The sequence below is a fragment of the Pseudomonas sp. PP3 genome (assembly GCF_905336995.1).
Lineage (GTDB): Bacteria > Pseudomonadota > Gammaproteobacteria > Pseudomonadales > Pseudomonadaceae > Aquipseudomonas > Aquipseudomonas reinekei.
The window spans coordinates 6,202,501-6,218,098 of the sequence record NZ_HG995459.1; the positions used below are offsets into that span (position 1 = coordinate 6,202,501).

Below are 15,598 nucleotides of genomic sequence, written 5' to 3' on the forward strand. Positions count from 1 at the left end.
GCGGAACTGCCCGTCATTACCCACGGTAAGGATGAAATCGCCGTCAGCTGTAGGAAAGTCCTGATAAGGCACGATGTTCGGATGAGCATTGCCCAAGCGTTTCGGCGCATTACCCGTAGTCAGGTAATTCATCGCCTGGTTAGCCAGGCAAGCCACCTGCACATCCAGCAGCGCCATATCAATATGCTGCCCGCCACCGTCATGATCCCGGTGTGCAAGCGCAGCGAGGATTGCTACCGTCGAATAGAGCCCCGTCAGGATGTCTGTCAGCGCAACGCCGACTTTTACCGGCCCGGCGCCCTCCTCGCCTTCAGGTCGCCCGGTCAGGCTCATGAGACCACCAAGCCCCTGAATCATGAAGTCGTAGCCAGCGCGCTTGGCATAGGGCCCCGTTTGACCAAAACCGGTGATCGAGCAATAGATCAGATCCGGATTAATCGCCCTAAGCGTCTCGTAGTCCAGCCCATACGCTGCCAGACCACCTACCTTGAAGTTCTCGATCAGGATGTCCGACTTGGCGGCCAACTCACGCACCAGCCTCTGCCCCTCCGGACGCGTGAAGTCGATAGTCACCGATTGCTTGTTGCGATTGGCCGACAAGTAATAGGCAGCCTCACTGGTGTTCTCGCCATAAGCGTCCTTTAGGAATGGCGGACCCCAGGCGCGCGTGTCATCGCCATTACCCGGGCGCTCGACCTTGATCACTTCGGCGCCAAGGTCGGCGAGGATCTGCCCAGCCCACGGCCCGGCCAGTACCCGCGATAAATCCAGTACCCGCAGATGCGAAAGCGCGCCCATGGCCGTTCTCCTATTAATAGAACGCCTGAATGCCGGTTTGTGCGCGACCGAGGATCAGCGCGTGGACGTCATGCGTACCTTCATAGGTATTCACCACTTCCAGGTTGACCAGGTGACGGGCAACACCAAACTCATCGGAAATACCGTTGCCACCCAACATGTCGCGAGCCATGCGCGCGATGTCCAGGGACTTGCCGCACGAGTTACGCTTCATCATCGAGGTGATTTCGACAGCCGCAGTACCCTCGTCCTTCATGCGCCCCAGACGCAGGCAACCTTGCAGCGCCATGGTGATTTCAGTCTGCATGTCGGCCAGTTTCTTCTGGATCAGTTGAGTGGCAGCCAATGGGCGGCCGAACTGCTGACGATCCAGGGTGTACTGGCGAGCGGTATGCCAGCAGAACTCGGCAGCACCGAGCGCGCCCCACGAAATGCCGTAACGCGCAGAGTTGAGGCAGGTGAAAGGACCTTTCAAGCCACGCACATCCGGGAAAATGTTCTCTTCCGGCACGAACACGTTATCCATGACGATTTCACCGGTGATCGACGCGCGCAGGCCAACCTTGCCATGAATCGCCGGAGTGCTCAGGCCTTTCCAGCCCTTCTCCAGAACGAAGCCGCGGATATCACCCGCATCGTCCTTGCCCCAAACCACAAACACGTCGGCGATCGGGCTGTTGGTGATCCACATCTTGTTGCCGGTCAGGCTGTAACCGCCTTCGACTTTGCGTGCACGAGTAATCATCGCACCCGGATCGGAGCCGTGGTTTGGCTCAGTCAGGCCGAAGCAGCCAATCCACTCGCCCGAGGCCAACTTCGGCAGGTATTTCTGCTTCTGCGCTTCGGTACCGAATTCATTGATCGGCACCATCACCAGCGAGGACTGCACACTCATCATCGAGCGATAGCCAGAGTCGACACGCTCGACTTCACGGGCAATCAGGCCGTAGCTGACATAGTTCAGGCCGCTGCCACCGTATTGCTCAGGAATGGTTGCCCCCAACAGGCCCACTTCACCCATCTCGCGAAAGATCGCCGGATCGGTCTTTTCATGGCGGAAAGCTTCGAGAACGCGCGGTGCGAGCTTCTGCTGAGCGAACTGTGCAGCAGTGTCGCGAATCATGCGTTCTTCTTCGGTGAGCTGTTGATCCATCAGCAGGGGATCAATCCAGTTGAAGCTAGCTTTACCGGCCATGAGTGTGTCCTCTCGAAACAGGTCAAATAACGTGGACTGATCCTAGGCCGGGTTCGGTTTCTGGGCAAACGAGGATTTCGCATACTGTTGTGCTAATTTCTCACTCCGAAACGTCGCTCAACGCATTTAAGGCGATGTATTAGTGAGGTTGACGTACATGCGCAGGAAGATACCCAGCACAACCGCCCTGATCAGTTTTGAAGCGGCAGCGCGACACGAAAGCTTTACCAAGGCAGCCGAAGAGCTTTCGCTGACCCAGGGAGCTATTTGCCGACAGATCGCCAGCCTGGAAGAGTTCCTTAACGTGGAACTCTTCCGACGCTCACGGCGCGGAGTAAAGCTGACCGAAGCCGGGCTTTCCTACAGCCGCCGGGTTGCCACTCAGCTAGATGCAGTCGAGCGCGATACCTTGTCAGTGATGGGCCAGCAGGGAGCCAACGTGATCGAATTGGCCGTGGTGCCAACCTTCGGCACCCAGTGGTTACTGCCGCGGCTTAAAGACTTCCAGCACAAGCATCCGGAAGTGACGGTCAACCTGACCAACCGTACGCGCCCCTTCCTGTTTGCCGACACCGACTTCGATGCCGCGATTTACTTCGGCGATGCGGATTGGCCGGGTACAGAATCCCACCGCTTGATGGGCGAGAATCCGATGCCCGTATGCAGTCCCGCCTTACTCGGAAAGAAGACCACTCTGACTCCCAGCGAAATCGCCGAATTCCCCCTCCTGCAACAGACCACCCGGCCCTACGCCTGGCGACAGTGGTTTAACTCTCAGCACCTGAATATCCCCCGCGACATGACAGGCCCGCGCTACGAGCTATTCTCCATGCTCGCCCAGGCGGCGATGCACGACATGGGAATTGCGTTGATTCCGCCCTTCCTGATTCAACGCGAGCTGGCCGAGAACCGTCTGGTCATCGCCAACCCTCAGGCGCTCTCGAGCATCAAGGCCTATTACTTGATGATTCCTGAGCGAAAGGTCGAATCTGCCTCTTTAAGGGCTTTTCGAGATTGGCTGGTCAATCAAGCGCATAGCTACAGCCTAGAAGGATAGAGGCCTAGCGCCGTTAGCTGACCCCGTAGTCAATAAATATTTAACCCTACAGATATACGGATATGTCGCATTAACACAAACTGTTTGACGAAGCAGTACAAACGTCCCACAAGCGCCTGATGACGCGGCTTTGCGCCACTATTTTGGGTCAATGCCGCATCATTCATATGACCGATGTGTAAATTCTTGAATTTCGCCCAGAATCCTTACAAGGCACGGCCTGCAAGGGATTGAACAGGTCGGTTGCGACATTCGGTCACGGGGTGACTTGTAGTTAATTTTCCGTCACCCGTCATAATCCCTTGAAGGGCACAAAGTTCGCCTGCAAAATGCCGCGCCCCGCCCTGATTTAGCGGGATCGTGCTGATCGGCCGCCCCAGCCGCACCATCCGTAGTGCATGGGTTTACTCAATAAGATCACGCAGGAGATTTGACGTGCACATTGGTGTTCCTCTCGAAACCCAGACCGGTGAAACACGGGTTGCTGCAACCCCGGAAACCATCAAGAAGCTGATCGGCCAGGGTCATAAGGTCACTGTACAAAGCGGCGCAGGCATTAATGCCAGTGTTGTCGACAGTGCCTATGAAGCGGCAGGCGCAAGCATTGGCAGCGCCAGCGATGCGTTTGGTGCAGAGCTGATCCTTAAGGTAGTCGCCCCCAGCGACAGCGAACTCGCACTGATCAAGAGCGGCACCGTAGTGGTGGGCATGCTCAATCCGTTCAGTAATGAAACGATCGCCAAGATGGCCGAATGCGGCATTACCGCGTTTGCGCTGGAAGCTGCGCCACGTACTTCCCGCGCCCAGAGCCTGGATGTGCTGTCGTCGCAAGCCAACATCGCCGGTTATAAGGCTGTGTTGCTGGCTGCTCATTACTATCCGCGCTTCATGCCGATGCTGATGACTGCTGCGGGCACCGTGAAAGCGGCGCGCGTGCTGATTCTCGGCGCCGGTGTTGCCGGTTTGCAGGCAATCGCTACGGCGAAACGCCTGGGCGCGGTGATCGAAGCGTCAGACGTGCGTCCTGCGGTAAAAGAGCAGATCGAATCCCTCGGCGCCAAGTTCGTCGACGTGCCGTACGAGACCGATGAAGAGCGTGAATGCGCCGTCGGTGTTGGCGGTTACGCACGCCCAATGCCAGCCAGCTGGATGCAGCGCCAGGCCGTGGCCGTACACGAACGCGCCAAGCAGGCCGACATCGTCATCACCACCGCACTGATTCCGGGCCGCAAGGCACCGACACTGTTGAGCGCGGAAACCGTGGCGCAGATGAAACCAGGCTCGGTGGTCATCGACCTCGCCGCGGCCCAAGGTGGTAACTGCCCGCTGACCGTGGCTGACCAGGTGGTTGTCGAGAATGGCGTGACCATTGTCGGCCCGACCAACCTGGCCGGCGCAGTGGCGGCTGACGCTTCGGCGCTGTACGCCCGCAACCTGCTGGACTTCCTGAAGCTGGTCTTCACCAAAGAAGGCCAGTTCGAGATCAACCTCGAAGACGACATCGTCGCCGCGTGCCTGATGTGCCGCGACGGCCAAGTCATCCGCAAAAACGCCTAAGCAGGGATTCAGACGATGGAAGAGCTTATCTCCCCCGGTATCTACAACCTGATCATCTTCGTGCTGGCGATCTATGTCGGTTATCACGTGGTCTGGAACGTAACGCCTGCGCTGCACACGCCACTGATGGCGGTGACCAACGCGATCTCCGCGATTGTCATCGTCGGCGCCATGCTCGCTGCCGCTTTAACCGTGACACCACTGGGTAAAACCATGGGCACGCTGGCGGTCGCACTGGCAGCGGTCAACGTGTTTGGTGGTTTCCTGGTCACCCGCCGCATGCTTGAGATGTTCAAGAAAAAAGCCCCGAAAGCCGTAAAAGAAGAGGCGCCGAAGTAATGAGCATGAACCTTGTAACGACGCTCTACCTGATCGCGTCGATCTGCTTCATTCAGGCCCTCAAAGGCCTGTCGCACCCTACCACTTCGCGTCGCGGCAACCTGTTCGGCATGCTCGGCATGGCGTTGGCGATCCTGACTACCGTTGGCCTCATTTATAAGCTGGGTGCGGAGCTGGCAACTGCCGGCATCGGCTACGTCATCGTTGGCTTGCTGGTCGGCGGTACTGCCGGTTCGATCATGGCCAAGCGCGTTGAAATGACCAAGATGCCGGAACTGGTTGCGTTCATGCACAGCATGATCGGCCTGGCCGCGGTGTTCATTGCCATCGCCGCGGTGGTCGAGCCGCAATCGCTGGGCATCGTCAAGCAACTGGGCGACGCGATTCCGGCAGGTAACCGTCTGGAGCTGTTCCTTGGCGCAGCCATTGGTGCAATCACCTTCTCCGGTTCGGTGATCGCATTCGGCAAGCTGTCGGGCAAGTACAAGTTCCGCCTGTTCCAGGGCGCACCGGTACAGTTCAGCGGTCAGCACAAACTGAACCTGCTGCTGGGTGTTGCCACACTGGTCCTGGGTGTGACCTTCATGCTGACCGGCAGCCTTACTGCCTTCGCCTTGATGCTGGCTCTGGCCTTCATCATGGGCGTGTTGATCATCATCCCGATCGGTGGTGCAGACATGCCAGTGGTGGTGTCGATGCTCAACAGCTATTCCGGCTGGGCAGCGGCGGGTATCGGCTTCTCGCTGAACAACTCGATGCTGATCATTGCCGGCTCGCTGGTAGGCTCATCCGGTGCGATCCTCTCGTACATCATGTGCAAGGCGATGAACCGTTCCTTCTTTAATGTGTTGCTCGGCGGTTTCGGCAATACAGCCGACGCTGGTCCTGCAGGCGCCAAGGAAGCTCGCCCGGTGAAATCCGGCTCGGCTGACGACGCGACCTTCCTGCTGACCAATGCCGACACCGTGATCATCGTTCCGGGTTACGGCCTGGCGGTGGCCCGTGCGCAGCACGCGCTGAAAGAACTGACCGAGAAGCTGACCCATCGTGGTGTCACCGTGAAGTACGCGATTCACCCGGTGGCTGGTCGCATGCCCGGGCACATGAACGTACTGCTCGCCGAGGCCGAAGTGCCTTACGACCAGGTGTTCGAGATGGAAGACATCAACTCCGAGTTCGGCCAGGCCGACGTGGTGCTGGTGCTCGGCGCCAACGACGTGGTCAACCCTGCCGCGAAGAACGATCCGAAATCGCCGATTGCCGGCATGCCGATTCTCGAAGCGTTCAAGGCCAAGACCATCATCGTCAACAAGCGCTCCATGGCCAGCGGCTATGCCGGCCTGGACAACGAACTGTTCTACCTCGACAAGACCATGATGGTGTTCGGCGACGCCAAGAAAGTCATCGAAGACATGGTTAAAGCCGTCGAGTAATTCACCTGGCACTACTGGAACGCCCCGACTCGTCGGGGCGTTTTTGTTTGTGCAAAAGGCCAGACAATCTGCGCCTTTGTTACCGATCCGGTAACGGTGTTTTGCTTGAAAACCCCGGAATAGACGCCTCGTTTGCGACCTTGGTAGCGGGACACGGGCCAGGGAAATTAACTAGACTGCGCGTCCTGATACCCGTTGCCCGAGATAACAATCCATGTACCGTGACCGTATTCGCCTGCCATCGTTGTTGGACAAAGTGATGAGCGCTGCCGACGCCGCCGCTCTGATTCAGGACGGCATGACCGTTGGCATGAGCGGCTTCACCCGCGCCGGCGAAGCCAAGGCCGTACCCCACGCACTGGCCGAGCGAGCCAAGGTCACGCCGCTGAAGATCAGCCTGATGACCGGCGCCAGCCTGGGCAACGACCTCGACAAGCAACTCACCGAAGCCGGCGTACTGTCGCGACGCATGCCGTTTCAGGTCGACAGCACCTTGCGCAAGGCGATCAACGCCGGTGAGGTGATGTTCATCGACCAACACCTTTCGGAAACCGTCGAGCAACTGCGCAACCAGCAACTCAAGCTACCGGACATCGCAGTGATCGAAGCCGTAGCGATCACCGAGCAAGGCCATATCGTGCCGACCACGTCCGTGGGCAACTCCGCCAGCTTCGCGATTTTCGCCCAGCAGGTGATCGTCGAGATCAACCTGGCGCACAACCCGAATCTCGAAGGCCTGCACGACATCTATATCCCGACCTATCGCCCGACCCGTACGCCGATTCCACTGGTCAAGGTCGATGATCGCATTGGCAGCACCGCCATCCCTATTCCCCCGGAAAAGATCGTCGCGATCGTGGTCACCCATCAGCCGGACTCGCCGTCCACCGTGCTGCCGCCCGACACCGATACACAAGCCATCGCCGACCATTTGATCGATTTCTTCAAACAGGAAGTGGACGCCGGGCGCATGACCAACAAGCTCGGACCGTTGCAGGCCGGGATCGGCACGATCGCCAACTCGGTGATGTGCGGCCTGATCGACTCGCCTTTCGAAGACCTGACGATGTATTCCGAAGTGCTGCAGGACTCGACGTTCGACCTGATCGACGCCGGCAAGCTGAGCTTTGCTTCAGGCAGTTCGATCACCCTCTCCAGCCGCCGCAATGCCGATGTGTTCGGCAACCTGGAGCGCTACAAAGACAAACTGGTGCTGCGGCCCCAGGAGATCTCCAACCACCCTGAAGTGGTGCGTCGCCTTGGGATCATCGGTATCAATACGGCGCTGGAGTTCGACATCTATGGCAACGTCAACTCCACCCATGTCTGCGGAACGCGGATGATGAACGGCATTGGCGGCTCGGGCGACTTTGCACGCAATGCGCATCTGGCGATCTTCGTGACCAAGTCGATTGCCAAGGGCGGCGCGATTTCCAGCGTGGTACCGATGGTCAGCCACGTCGACCATACCGAGCATGACGTTGACATCCTGGTCACCGAAGTCGGCCTGGCCGACCTGCGAGGCCTGGCGCCCCGCGAGCGCGCCAGGGTCATCATCGACAACTGCGTGCACCCTGACTACCGCCAGGCCCTCAACAGTTACTTCGAAACCGCTTGCGCGGCAGGTGGACACACCCCGCACATTCTGCGCGATGCCCTGAGCTGGCACATGAACCTGGAAGAAACCGGGCGAATGATCGCGGTGTAATTGGTACAGATCGCCGCTGACGCAAACACAGTTTCGTCAGCGGGCGATCGTCAAACTGATTTCTCCCAAAAACTGTACTGCTGTACTGGTAATTTCCTACCGTCATATCCTACAAAACCAAGGCCAACCGCCATAAATGCACCACAATGGAGCAGATAGGTACAGTTGCCTCAATTTTGACCAGTACACCCCCTATAAACAGTTAACTGAGCTCTCACAATACAGATGAACTGTATCTACAGAGACTAGGCAAACGAGAGGATCATGGGCACCAGTTAAACCACTACCTAATCCCGCCACAAGCGGAAGGATGTCAACCATGGAACGTACACTCAGTTCCGAACTGTTCTTCGAAGACACTGCTGCAAAAACCCAGGCTTCCATGCCTCTGCGCGTTATCGCCAACCTGATGCTTTGGCAGCGCCGCATCTCCAGCCGCCACCAATTGGCTCGTCTGGATTCGCGTCTGCTGGCTGATGCCGGGATTAGCGAAGCACAACGCTACGAAGAGCTGAGCAAGCCGTTCTGGCGCTAAGTTAGCGTCGCTGGCTCTGACCTGTAGGGTCCACCGCCAGCAACCCGAATTGCCAAGGCAAAACCCGTCGTGAGAAATCACGACGGGTTTTGTCGTTCTTGGCCCGAAAAAGCAAACAGGTACAGTTTTACAAATATCCGAATCAAGCAGAACAGTTGGCCGCCGACATTAATCCGCGCCATCTGGCTTAATTAAGTGTTTTTTCTTCAAGACTGTTCGAACCCGCATACTCCGGCCTAATATCAAGTCAGAACGTGGCGAACGCCAGGTGTCTGGCGTCTGATTGTTCAGTTATTGCGCCACCTCTCTATCCGTTTATCCAAAGGAGTTACACCATGACCCGCCTTCGTCTGCTCAGCGCTGCAGCCCTGCTTGCCGTGGCTGCCAATGCCCACGCCACCAGCTTCATCGTGACCACCGATGCCGTCGTCGGTGCACTCAAAGCCACATCCGATGCGACCTCGGACGTCACTTCGTCTTTTAAAGACGACAAGATCGTGCTCGCAGCCCGTGACGACGCCGCCAGCTTCGTCGCCAGTGAAGGCGCGATCCGTGGGGTAAAACTGGAAAGCGCGATGGACCACATTCGGCACCAGGCGCCTCAGCTGAACGCTACCGATGCGCAATTGGCGCAGGCGATCCTGACGATCTAAGCGTTTGCCTTGATTTGGGACACGCCCGACGTGTCCCAATGTTTCCATGCTGGCTCTAGACCGGGCGTTGCGCTAGCCTTGGGGCTCACTTTCAACAGTCGAGTCTCATGGGTTTTCTTTCAAAGACATTCGTCCTCCCCGTGTTTTTTGCGGCCACCTGCTCGGGTTCGGCCTACGCTTTTGACGCTTTCAATCTGTCGACCCAAGGCACTGTAGCCAGTGGTTACGCCACAAGCTTGGTGACCTCCGCGCCCTTCGACCATAAACTGCTGCTCGCCGCCCGGGATGATGCCGCAGCATTCATCGCCAGTGACGGCCAATTGAGAGGCGCACAGCTGGAATCGGCCCTGTCGTACCTGCGCCGGACCCAGCCAAAACTTCATGCCAGCGACCTTGAACTGGCACAGGCAATTCTCGTCCAATAGTTATCCCAAGTTTCTCCGGAGTCGTTCCATGCGTAGCCCGCTGATTGCCGCCACCCTTGGCCTGCTGTTGTTGGCCGATGTGGCCCAGGCCCATACCCTGGTTGCCACCAGTAACATTCTTATCCGCGCGACCGAGCGCACACTCGATTTCACATCCGATACCACCACATCCATTCGTGATTCGAAAATCGTCCGCGAAGCTCAAGACGACGCCGCCAGTTTCGTCGCCAGCAACGGAGACATCCGTGGTGCGCACCTGGAATCGGCTTTCAATTTGTTGCGCACGCGCGTTCCGGAAGCCCGAGACGCCAGTGATCAGGATCTCGCTGAAGCCATCCTCGCACTGTGAGGTCTCCAGCAGCCTGGCTGTTGGCCGGGGTCATGTTGCTGCTCGGCAACATGGCCCACGCCGACCTTGAACTCCACCTCAAGACCGAAGGCCTGAGCCCCGCGCAACAGCAGGCCAGCCAGGCCTTGCTTGATGAAGCCATGCAGGCCCTGCCGCCGCATTTCATCAAGCAGCTCGACCGGCGCATCGACGTCGGCTGGACCGATAAGATGCCCGCCAACGCCTACGGCCAGGCATCGCCGGTGTCTGAGCTCGATCTGAACCGCAATCTGCTGGCCAGCCTTACGGATGGCAGCGCCGCAACCAAGAAAACCAATCGTCCCCACGGCACTGTGCGTCGGGAAATGCTGGCCACCGTGCTGCACGAACTGACCCACATCTATGATCGCTCGCGCCTGTGGCCCCAGACGCAGCGCACGCTGATTCAACGTTGCACCCGGCAAGACAGCAGCTCAGGACTGGTCGGTATTGCAGATCAATGCCGAGGCCAGTCTGGCCGCCGCTTCACCCTCAGCGACGATCCGCGCCTGCTCGACCTCGCCGGCTGGCCGCAATACGTGGGTCGTCGCGGCGAGCGCGAACAGCACAACCGCCAGATCGCCCGTAGCCCGGACATCTACGAGACCAGCAGCCCCAAAGAGTTCGTCGCGGTCAACATGGAGTATTTCCTCCTCGACCCGAGCTACGCCTGCCGTCGTCCGGCGCTGTACCGCTATTACAAAGAACACTTTGGCTGGGCCCCAGCCGCCAAAAGCGACTGTGGCAAAACCTTTGCTTTCCTCAATGCCGGTAATGACTTTGCCAAAACGCCGCTGGGCCAGGTCGATCCGGAGCGGGTGTACGCCGTCGACTATCTATTGGCCGAGGCTAATCAGAACTGGGTCAGCCGCTGGGGCCACAGCATGTTGCGCCTGGTGATCTGCGCACCGGGCCGACCACGCGGGCCGGATTGTCGGTTGGATCTGGACCAGCATCTGGTGCTGTCTTACCGAGCCTTCGTCGGCGACGTGCAGTTGTCGAGCTGGGATGGCCTGGTGGGTAAATATCCCTCACGCCTGTTTGTGTTGCCGTTGGCCCAGGTCATCGACGAGTACACCAAGACCGAACTGCGCAGCCTGGCGTCCGTGCCATTGAACCTGTCGCGCAGCGAGATTGAAGGTGTGGTGGAACGAGCCGCCGAGATGCACTGGAGTTACGACGGCAATTACTTTTTCCTCTCCAACAACTGCGCCGTGGAGGAGCTGAAGCTTCTGCGCAGCGGCACCAACAATTCAAAACTGGTCTCTCTGGACAACATCATGCCCAACGGCCTGCTGGAAGTGCTGAAAGGGCGCGGGCTGGCGGATACCAGCGTGCTGGACGATCCACGGGAAGCACTGCGCCTGGGCTATCGGTTCGATTCATTCCGGGATCGCTATCAAGCGATGTTCGAAGTGTTGAAAAAGCACTTGCCGGTGAAACAGGAAACCGTCGAAGACTGGCTGGACTTGAAGGCTGCGCAACGCCGCACGTGGTTCGACCAGGCCGACTTGCGCACCAGCGCGGCCCTGCTGCTGCTGGAGCAAGCGAGTTTCAGGCGTCAGATGTTGCTGGCTCAGGACGAAGTCAAACAGCGTTATCTGGGCGCTCGCGAGCTGAAAAACGGCGGAATGGACAAGGCCAACGCGACGCTGAGGCAAATTCTCGACAACAGTGGCTTTCTCAGCCGACCGGCAGAACTGCTTGGCAGCGGCGGATACGGCTTGCCGCAACCGCATGAATGGCAGCGCCTGGAGTCGGAAACCAGCCTGCGGCAAAAGCAGCTTCAGGCGTTGACCGGGGATCTGGACAAGGAAGTACGAGCACTGCTCGAACCGTCTCGAGCAGCGGAAATGGCTGCCAACGAAGCCAACGTGAAACAGATTGGTGAGCACTTGCGCAAATTGCACAAAGCGTCGGGTGGGTTGGAGTTGCCTTGAGGTAATAAAAGCAAAGATCGCAGCCTTCGACGGCTCCTACATGAAAATGCGTTCCCTGTAGAAGCGGCCGAAGGCGGCGATCTGGCTCTAATTCCTCTGTATCAAGAACTTTATCTTTAGCTGACGCGGGCCTTACGCACGCCGTCGGCCAGCGCCGAGCACAGGCTCAATACGCCATCGATTGCCTGATCCGGCGTGGTGGCATTGGCGATGTGATCGATCAACGCCGACCCCACCACCACACCATCGGCCAGACGTGCGATAGCCGCGGCTTGTTCTGGCGTGCGAATGCCGAAACCGATACTGATCGGCAGATCGGTATGGCGACGCAGGCGAGCCACCGCCTCTTCGACGTGTTCCAGCGTAGCCGCTCCAGCACCGGTCACACCGGCCACCGACACGTAGTACACGAATCCGGAGCTGCCATTGAGCACCGTTGGCAGACGTACGTCATCGGTGGTCGGTGTGGTCAGGCGGATGAAGTCGATGCCAGCTGCCTGAGCCGGGTCGCACAGTTCGCCGTTATGCTCGGGCGGCATGTCGACCACGATCAAGCCATCGACACCGGCTTCTTTAGCTTCGGCGATGAAGCGTGGCACGCCGTACATGTGGATCGGGTTGAAGTAACCCATCAGTACCAGCGGGGTTTCGTTGTTGTCCTTGCGGAACTCGCGGACCATTTCCAGGGTTTTCGCCAGATTCTGCCTGGCACCCAGGGCGCGTATGTTGGCGAGCTGGATCGCCGGACCGTCGGCCATCGGATCGGTGAAGGGCATGCCCAATTCGATCACGTCAGCGCCGGCTGCCGGCAAACCCTTGAGGATCGCCAGGGACGTGTCATAGCCCGGATCGCCAGCGGTGACGAAGGTCACGAGGGCAGCGCGATTTTGTTCCTTGAGTTCGGCAAAACGTGTTTGCAGGCGGCTCATCAGTGTTTCTCCTGCTTGGATTGTTCCATGTGATGCATCACGGTTTGCATGTCTTTGTCGCCACGGCCGGACAGGTTGACCACCATCAAGTGATCCTTCGGCAGGCTCGGTGCGCGTTTGAATACTTCAGCAAGGGCATGGGCGCTTTCCAGCGCTGGAATGATCCCTTCCAGGCGGCAGCATTGATGGAACGCCGCGAGGGCTTCGTCGTCAGTCACCGAGGTGTACTGAACGCGGCCGATGTCATGCAACCAGGCGTGTTCCGGGCCGATGCCCGGGTAATCGAGACCGGCTGAAATCGAGTGAGCGTCGATGATCTGGCCATCCTCGTCCTGCAACAGGAAGGTGCGGTTACCGTGCAGCACGCCCGGTACGCCGCCGTTGAGGCTGGCCGCGTGCTTGCCGGTTTCAATACCGTAACCGGCGGCTTCAACACCAATGATTTCAACGCTCTTGTCGTCGAGGAACGGATGGAACAGGCCCATGGCGTTGGAGCCACCGCCGATGCACGCCACCAGGCTGTCCGGCAGACGGCCTTCCTGGGCTTGCAATTGATCACGGGTTTCCTTGCCGATGACGGCCTGGAAGTCGCGAACCATCGCTGGATAAGGGTGCGGGCCGGCCACAGTGCCGATCAGATAGAAGGTGCTGTCGACGTTGGTCACCCAGTCACGCAAGGCTTCGTTCATCGCGTCCTTTAGGGTACCGGTGCCGGCTACGACCGGAATCACTTCGGCGCCCAGCAACTTCATTCGGAATACGTTGGCCTGCTGACGCTCAATGTCAGTGGTGCCCATGTAGATCACGCAGTCGAGACCAAAACGCGCGGCGACGGTGGCCGTTGCCACGCCATGCATGCCAGCGCCGGTTTCGGCGATGATGCGTTTTTTACCCATGCGTCGCGCCAGCAGGATCTGGCCGATGCAGTTGTTGATTTTGTGCGCGCCGGTGTGGTTCAGCTCTTCACGCTTGAGGTAAATCTTCGCGCCGCCGCAGAACTCGGTCAGGCGTTCCGCGAAATAAAGCGGGCTTGGGCGTCCGACATAGTCGCGCTGGAAGTAGGCCAATTCTTCCTTGAACGCAGGATCTTCCTTGGCCGCTTCGTATTCGCGGGCCAGATCGAGGATCAAAGGCATCAAGGTTTCAGCGACGTAACGGCCGCCGAACGCGCCAAACAGGCCGTTGGCATCAGGGCCGTTGCGCAGATTAGTCTGGGTCATTTGGGCGCTCCAGTTGAATGCGTGAAAGGGTGCATAAAAATTCAGTGGGGTCCACTCTACCCCTGACGCCCCGGACTGAAAACCGATAAGATCGACACAACCCGTCAGGAAAACTCACAGATAAAATGAGCCACGACCTCCCCCCGCTCAATGCACTACGCGCCTTCGAGGCGACCGCCCGCCTGAACAGCGTCAGTCAGGCTGCGGAGCAGCTGCACGTAACCCACGGCGCTGTCAGCCGGCAGCTCAAAGTGCTTGAAGAGCATCTCGGTGTGAGCCTTTTCATCAAAGAAGGTCGTGGCCTTAAACTCACAGATGCCGGGATGCGCTTACGTGACGCCAGCGCTGAAGCCTTCGAACGCTTGCGTTCGGTCTGCGCAGAACTCACACAAAGCACAGCCGACGCGCCGTTTGTGCTGGGCTGCTCCGGGAGCTTGCTGGCACGCTGGTTCATTCCGCGTCTCGGACGGTTGAATGCTGACCTGCCGGACCTGCGCTTGCACCTGTCTGCCGGCGAAGGCGATCTCGATCCGCGTCGCCCGGGCCTGGATGCTTTGCTGGTGTTTGCCGAACCGCCCTGGCCCGCGGACATGCAAGTCTTCGAACTGGCCAGCGAACGGATCGGTCCGGTCATGAGTCCGCGGTTCGCCGGTTACGAACGCCTGAAAACGGCGCCATCCACTGCCCTGCTCGATGAACCGTTGCTGCACACCACCTCACGTCCGCAAGCCTGGCCCAGTTGGGCGCAGCAAAGCGGCCTCGACGCCAAGGCGTTGAAGTACGGGCAGGGTTTCGAGCATTTGTATTATTTGCTGGAAGCGGCCGTGGCCGGGTTGGGCGTGGCGATTGCCCCGGAGCCGTTGGTGGCGGAAGATTTGAAAGCCGGCCGTCTGATAGCGCCATGGGGCTTCAGCGAAACCCCGGCACATCTGGCGCTGTGGTTGCCCAAGCGCGCCGCGGACGGGCGCGCCCGGCAATTGGCGCAATGGCTCAAGAATGAGCTGCGCCAAACGGATCAGTCACCGCGTTTGCACAGCAAGTAGGCCGCCAACAGGCCCAGTGCACCGACGGCGACACCCGCTGTAGTCCAAGGGTGTTCCTGGGCGTAGTCCCGGGTGGCAATGCCGGTCTCACGGGTTTTGACCTTGACCTCTTCATAGGCATCGGCGAGCAGATGGCGCGAATGCCTCAGTGCGTTTTCGGCATTGCCTTTGAGCACTTTGAGGGTCTTACGCGACTCGTCCGAGGCGTCGTCCTTAAGGTTTTCCAAGGATTTGAGCAGACTCTCGATCTCCGCTTCCATACTTTGCAATGAGGCTTTACGTAGGGAACTGTTAGCCATGGTGGCTCTCCTGCATTGTTGATGAGTGGCGTGTGTTGGTTGGGACTTCAGGGCATCGAGAAAGTGCAGTAAATGTGAACTTCCATGTCGGATCGGGCGA

At 58.8% G+C, this 15,598-nt stretch carries 16 protein-coding genes (1 of these 16 cut by a window edge); 11 read left to right on the forward strand and 5 right to left on the reverse strand.

Annotated features, from left to right (window positions below; translation table 11 throughout):
* Together KHO07_RS28080 and KHO07_RS28085 are read right to left on the reverse strand one after the other, a co-directional pair.
* On the reverse strand, positions 1-798 hold the 5' portion of the coding sequence (locus KHO07_RS28080; RefSeq protein ID WP_150735802.1) for a CaiB/BaiF CoA-transferase family protein. It extends 423 nt beyond the left edge of the window; the window shows 798 of its 1,221 coding nt (coding positions 1-798); the start codon lies at positions 796-798; its stop codon lies off the left edge, out of view.
* 13 nt (positions 799-811) lie between these two features.
* Positions 812-1,993, reverse strand: coding sequence for an acyl-CoA dehydrogenase (locus tag KHO07_RS28085; RefSeq protein ID WP_212626096.1), 1,182 nt, complete (start codon positions 1,991-1,993; stop codon positions 812-814).
* Positions 1,994-2,150: 157 nt separating this feature from the next.
* Here KHO07_RS28085 and KHO07_RS28090 point away from each other — a divergent pair, with 157 nt between their 5' ends.
* The 10 genes from KHO07_RS28090 to KHO07_RS28135 all read left to right on the forward strand — a co-directional run bounded on the left by KHO07_RS28090 (position 2,151) and on the right by KHO07_RS28135 (position 12,007).
* A complete protein-coding gene (locus KHO07_RS28090) occupies positions 2,151-3,050 on the forward strand; it encodes a LysR family transcriptional regulator (RefSeq protein ID WP_212626097.1) in 900 nt (299 codons plus the stop codon).
* A 435-nt stretch (positions 3,051-3,485) separates the two neighbouring features.
* The gene (locus tag KHO07_RS28095; protein WP_150735804.1) at positions 3,486-4,607 is read left to right on the forward strand and encodes a Re/Si-specific NAD(P)(+) transhydrogenase subunit alpha; all 1,122 of its coding nucleotides are present in this window, start codon (positions 3,486-3,488) and stop codon (positions 4,605-4,607) included.
* A 15-nt stretch (positions 4,608-4,622) separates the two neighbouring features.
* Positions 4,623-4,946 (forward strand): NAD(P) transhydrogenase subunit alpha, encoded by a 324-nt coding sequence (locus KHO07_RS28100; RefSeq protein WP_003187010.1) that lies wholly within the window; start codon positions 4,623-4,625, stop codon positions 4,944-4,946.
* Positions 4,946-6,379: an NAD(P)(+) transhydrogenase (Re/Si-specific) subunit beta gene (locus KHO07_RS28105; protein ID WP_150735805.1), complete on the forward strand. Its 1,434-nt coding sequence runs from the start codon at positions 4,946-4,948 to the stop codon at positions 6,377-6,379. Before KHO07_RS28100 ends, KHO07_RS28105 begins: the two co-directional genes overlap by 1 nt.
* Before the next feature lie 214 nt (positions 6,380-6,593).
* Positions 6,594-8,087 (forward strand): acetyl-CoA hydrolase/transferase family protein, encoded by a 1,494-nt coding sequence (locus KHO07_RS28110; protein WP_212626098.1) that lies wholly within the window; start codon positions 6,594-6,596, stop codon positions 8,085-8,087.
* A gap of 319 nt (positions 8,088-8,406) precedes the next feature.
* Positions 8,407-8,622 (forward strand): DUF1127 domain-containing protein, encoded by a 216-nt coding sequence (locus KHO07_RS28115; protein WP_007902752.1) that lies wholly within the window; start codon positions 8,407-8,409, stop codon positions 8,620-8,622.
* 335 nt (positions 8,623-8,957) lie between these two features.
* Positions 8,958-9,275, forward strand: coding sequence for a DUF2388 domain-containing protein (locus KHO07_RS28120; RefSeq protein WP_150735807.1), 318 nt, complete (start codon positions 8,958-8,960; stop codon positions 9,273-9,275).
* A gap of 107 nt (positions 9,276-9,382) precedes the next feature.
* The gene (locus tag KHO07_RS28125; RefSeq protein ID WP_075947114.1) at positions 9,383-9,700 is read left to right on the forward strand and encodes a DUF2388 domain-containing protein; all 318 of its coding nucleotides are present in this window, start codon (positions 9,383-9,385) and stop codon (positions 9,698-9,700) included.
* Positions 9,701-9,728: 28 nt separating this feature from the next.
* Positions 9,729-10,049, forward strand: coding sequence for a DUF2388 domain-containing protein (locus KHO07_RS28130; RefSeq protein ID WP_212626099.1), 321 nt, complete (start codon positions 9,729-9,731; stop codon positions 10,047-10,049).
* Complete coding sequence (locus tag KHO07_RS28135; RefSeq protein WP_150735809.1) at positions 10,046-12,007, forward strand: DUF4105 domain-containing protein; 1,962 nt, start codon at positions 10,046-10,048, stop codon at positions 12,005-12,007. Before KHO07_RS28130 ends, KHO07_RS28135 begins: the two co-directional genes overlap by 4 nt.
* Positions 12,008-12,123: 116 nt before the next feature.
* Here KHO07_RS28135 and trpA read toward each other — a convergent pair whose 3' ends face one another.
* Together trpA and trpB are read right to left on the reverse strand one after the other, a co-directional pair.
* The gene (gene trpA / locus KHO07_RS28140) at positions 12,124-12,936 is read right to left on the reverse strand and encodes a tryptophan synthase subunit alpha (RefSeq protein ID WP_212626100.1); all 813 of its coding nucleotides are present in this window, start codon (positions 12,934-12,936) and stop codon (positions 12,124-12,126) included.
* Entirely contained in the window at positions 12,936-14,156 is a 1,221-nt protein-coding gene (gene trpB / locus KHO07_RS28145; RefSeq protein WP_075947110.1) for a tryptophan synthase subunit beta, read from the reverse strand. Before trpB ends, trpA begins: the two co-directional genes overlap by 1 nt.
* Positions 14,157-14,281: 125 nt before the next feature.
* Between trpB and KHO07_RS28150 the strand changes: the two genes are divergently transcribed.
* On the forward strand, positions 14,282-15,199 hold the full coding sequence (locus KHO07_RS28150) for a LysR family transcriptional regulator (RefSeq protein ID WP_212626101.1): 918 nt from the start codon (positions 14,282-14,284) through the stop codon (positions 15,197-15,199).
* Here KHO07_RS28150 and KHO07_RS28155 read toward each other — a convergent pair.
* A complete protein-coding gene (locus tag KHO07_RS28155) occupies positions 15,172-15,498 on the reverse strand; it encodes a DUF883 family protein (protein WP_047535917.1) in 327 nt (108 codons plus the stop codon). The two genes, KHO07_RS28150 and KHO07_RS28155, sit on opposite strands and share 28 nt — an antisense overlap.
* Positions 15,499-15,598 lie beyond the last annotated feature (100 nt).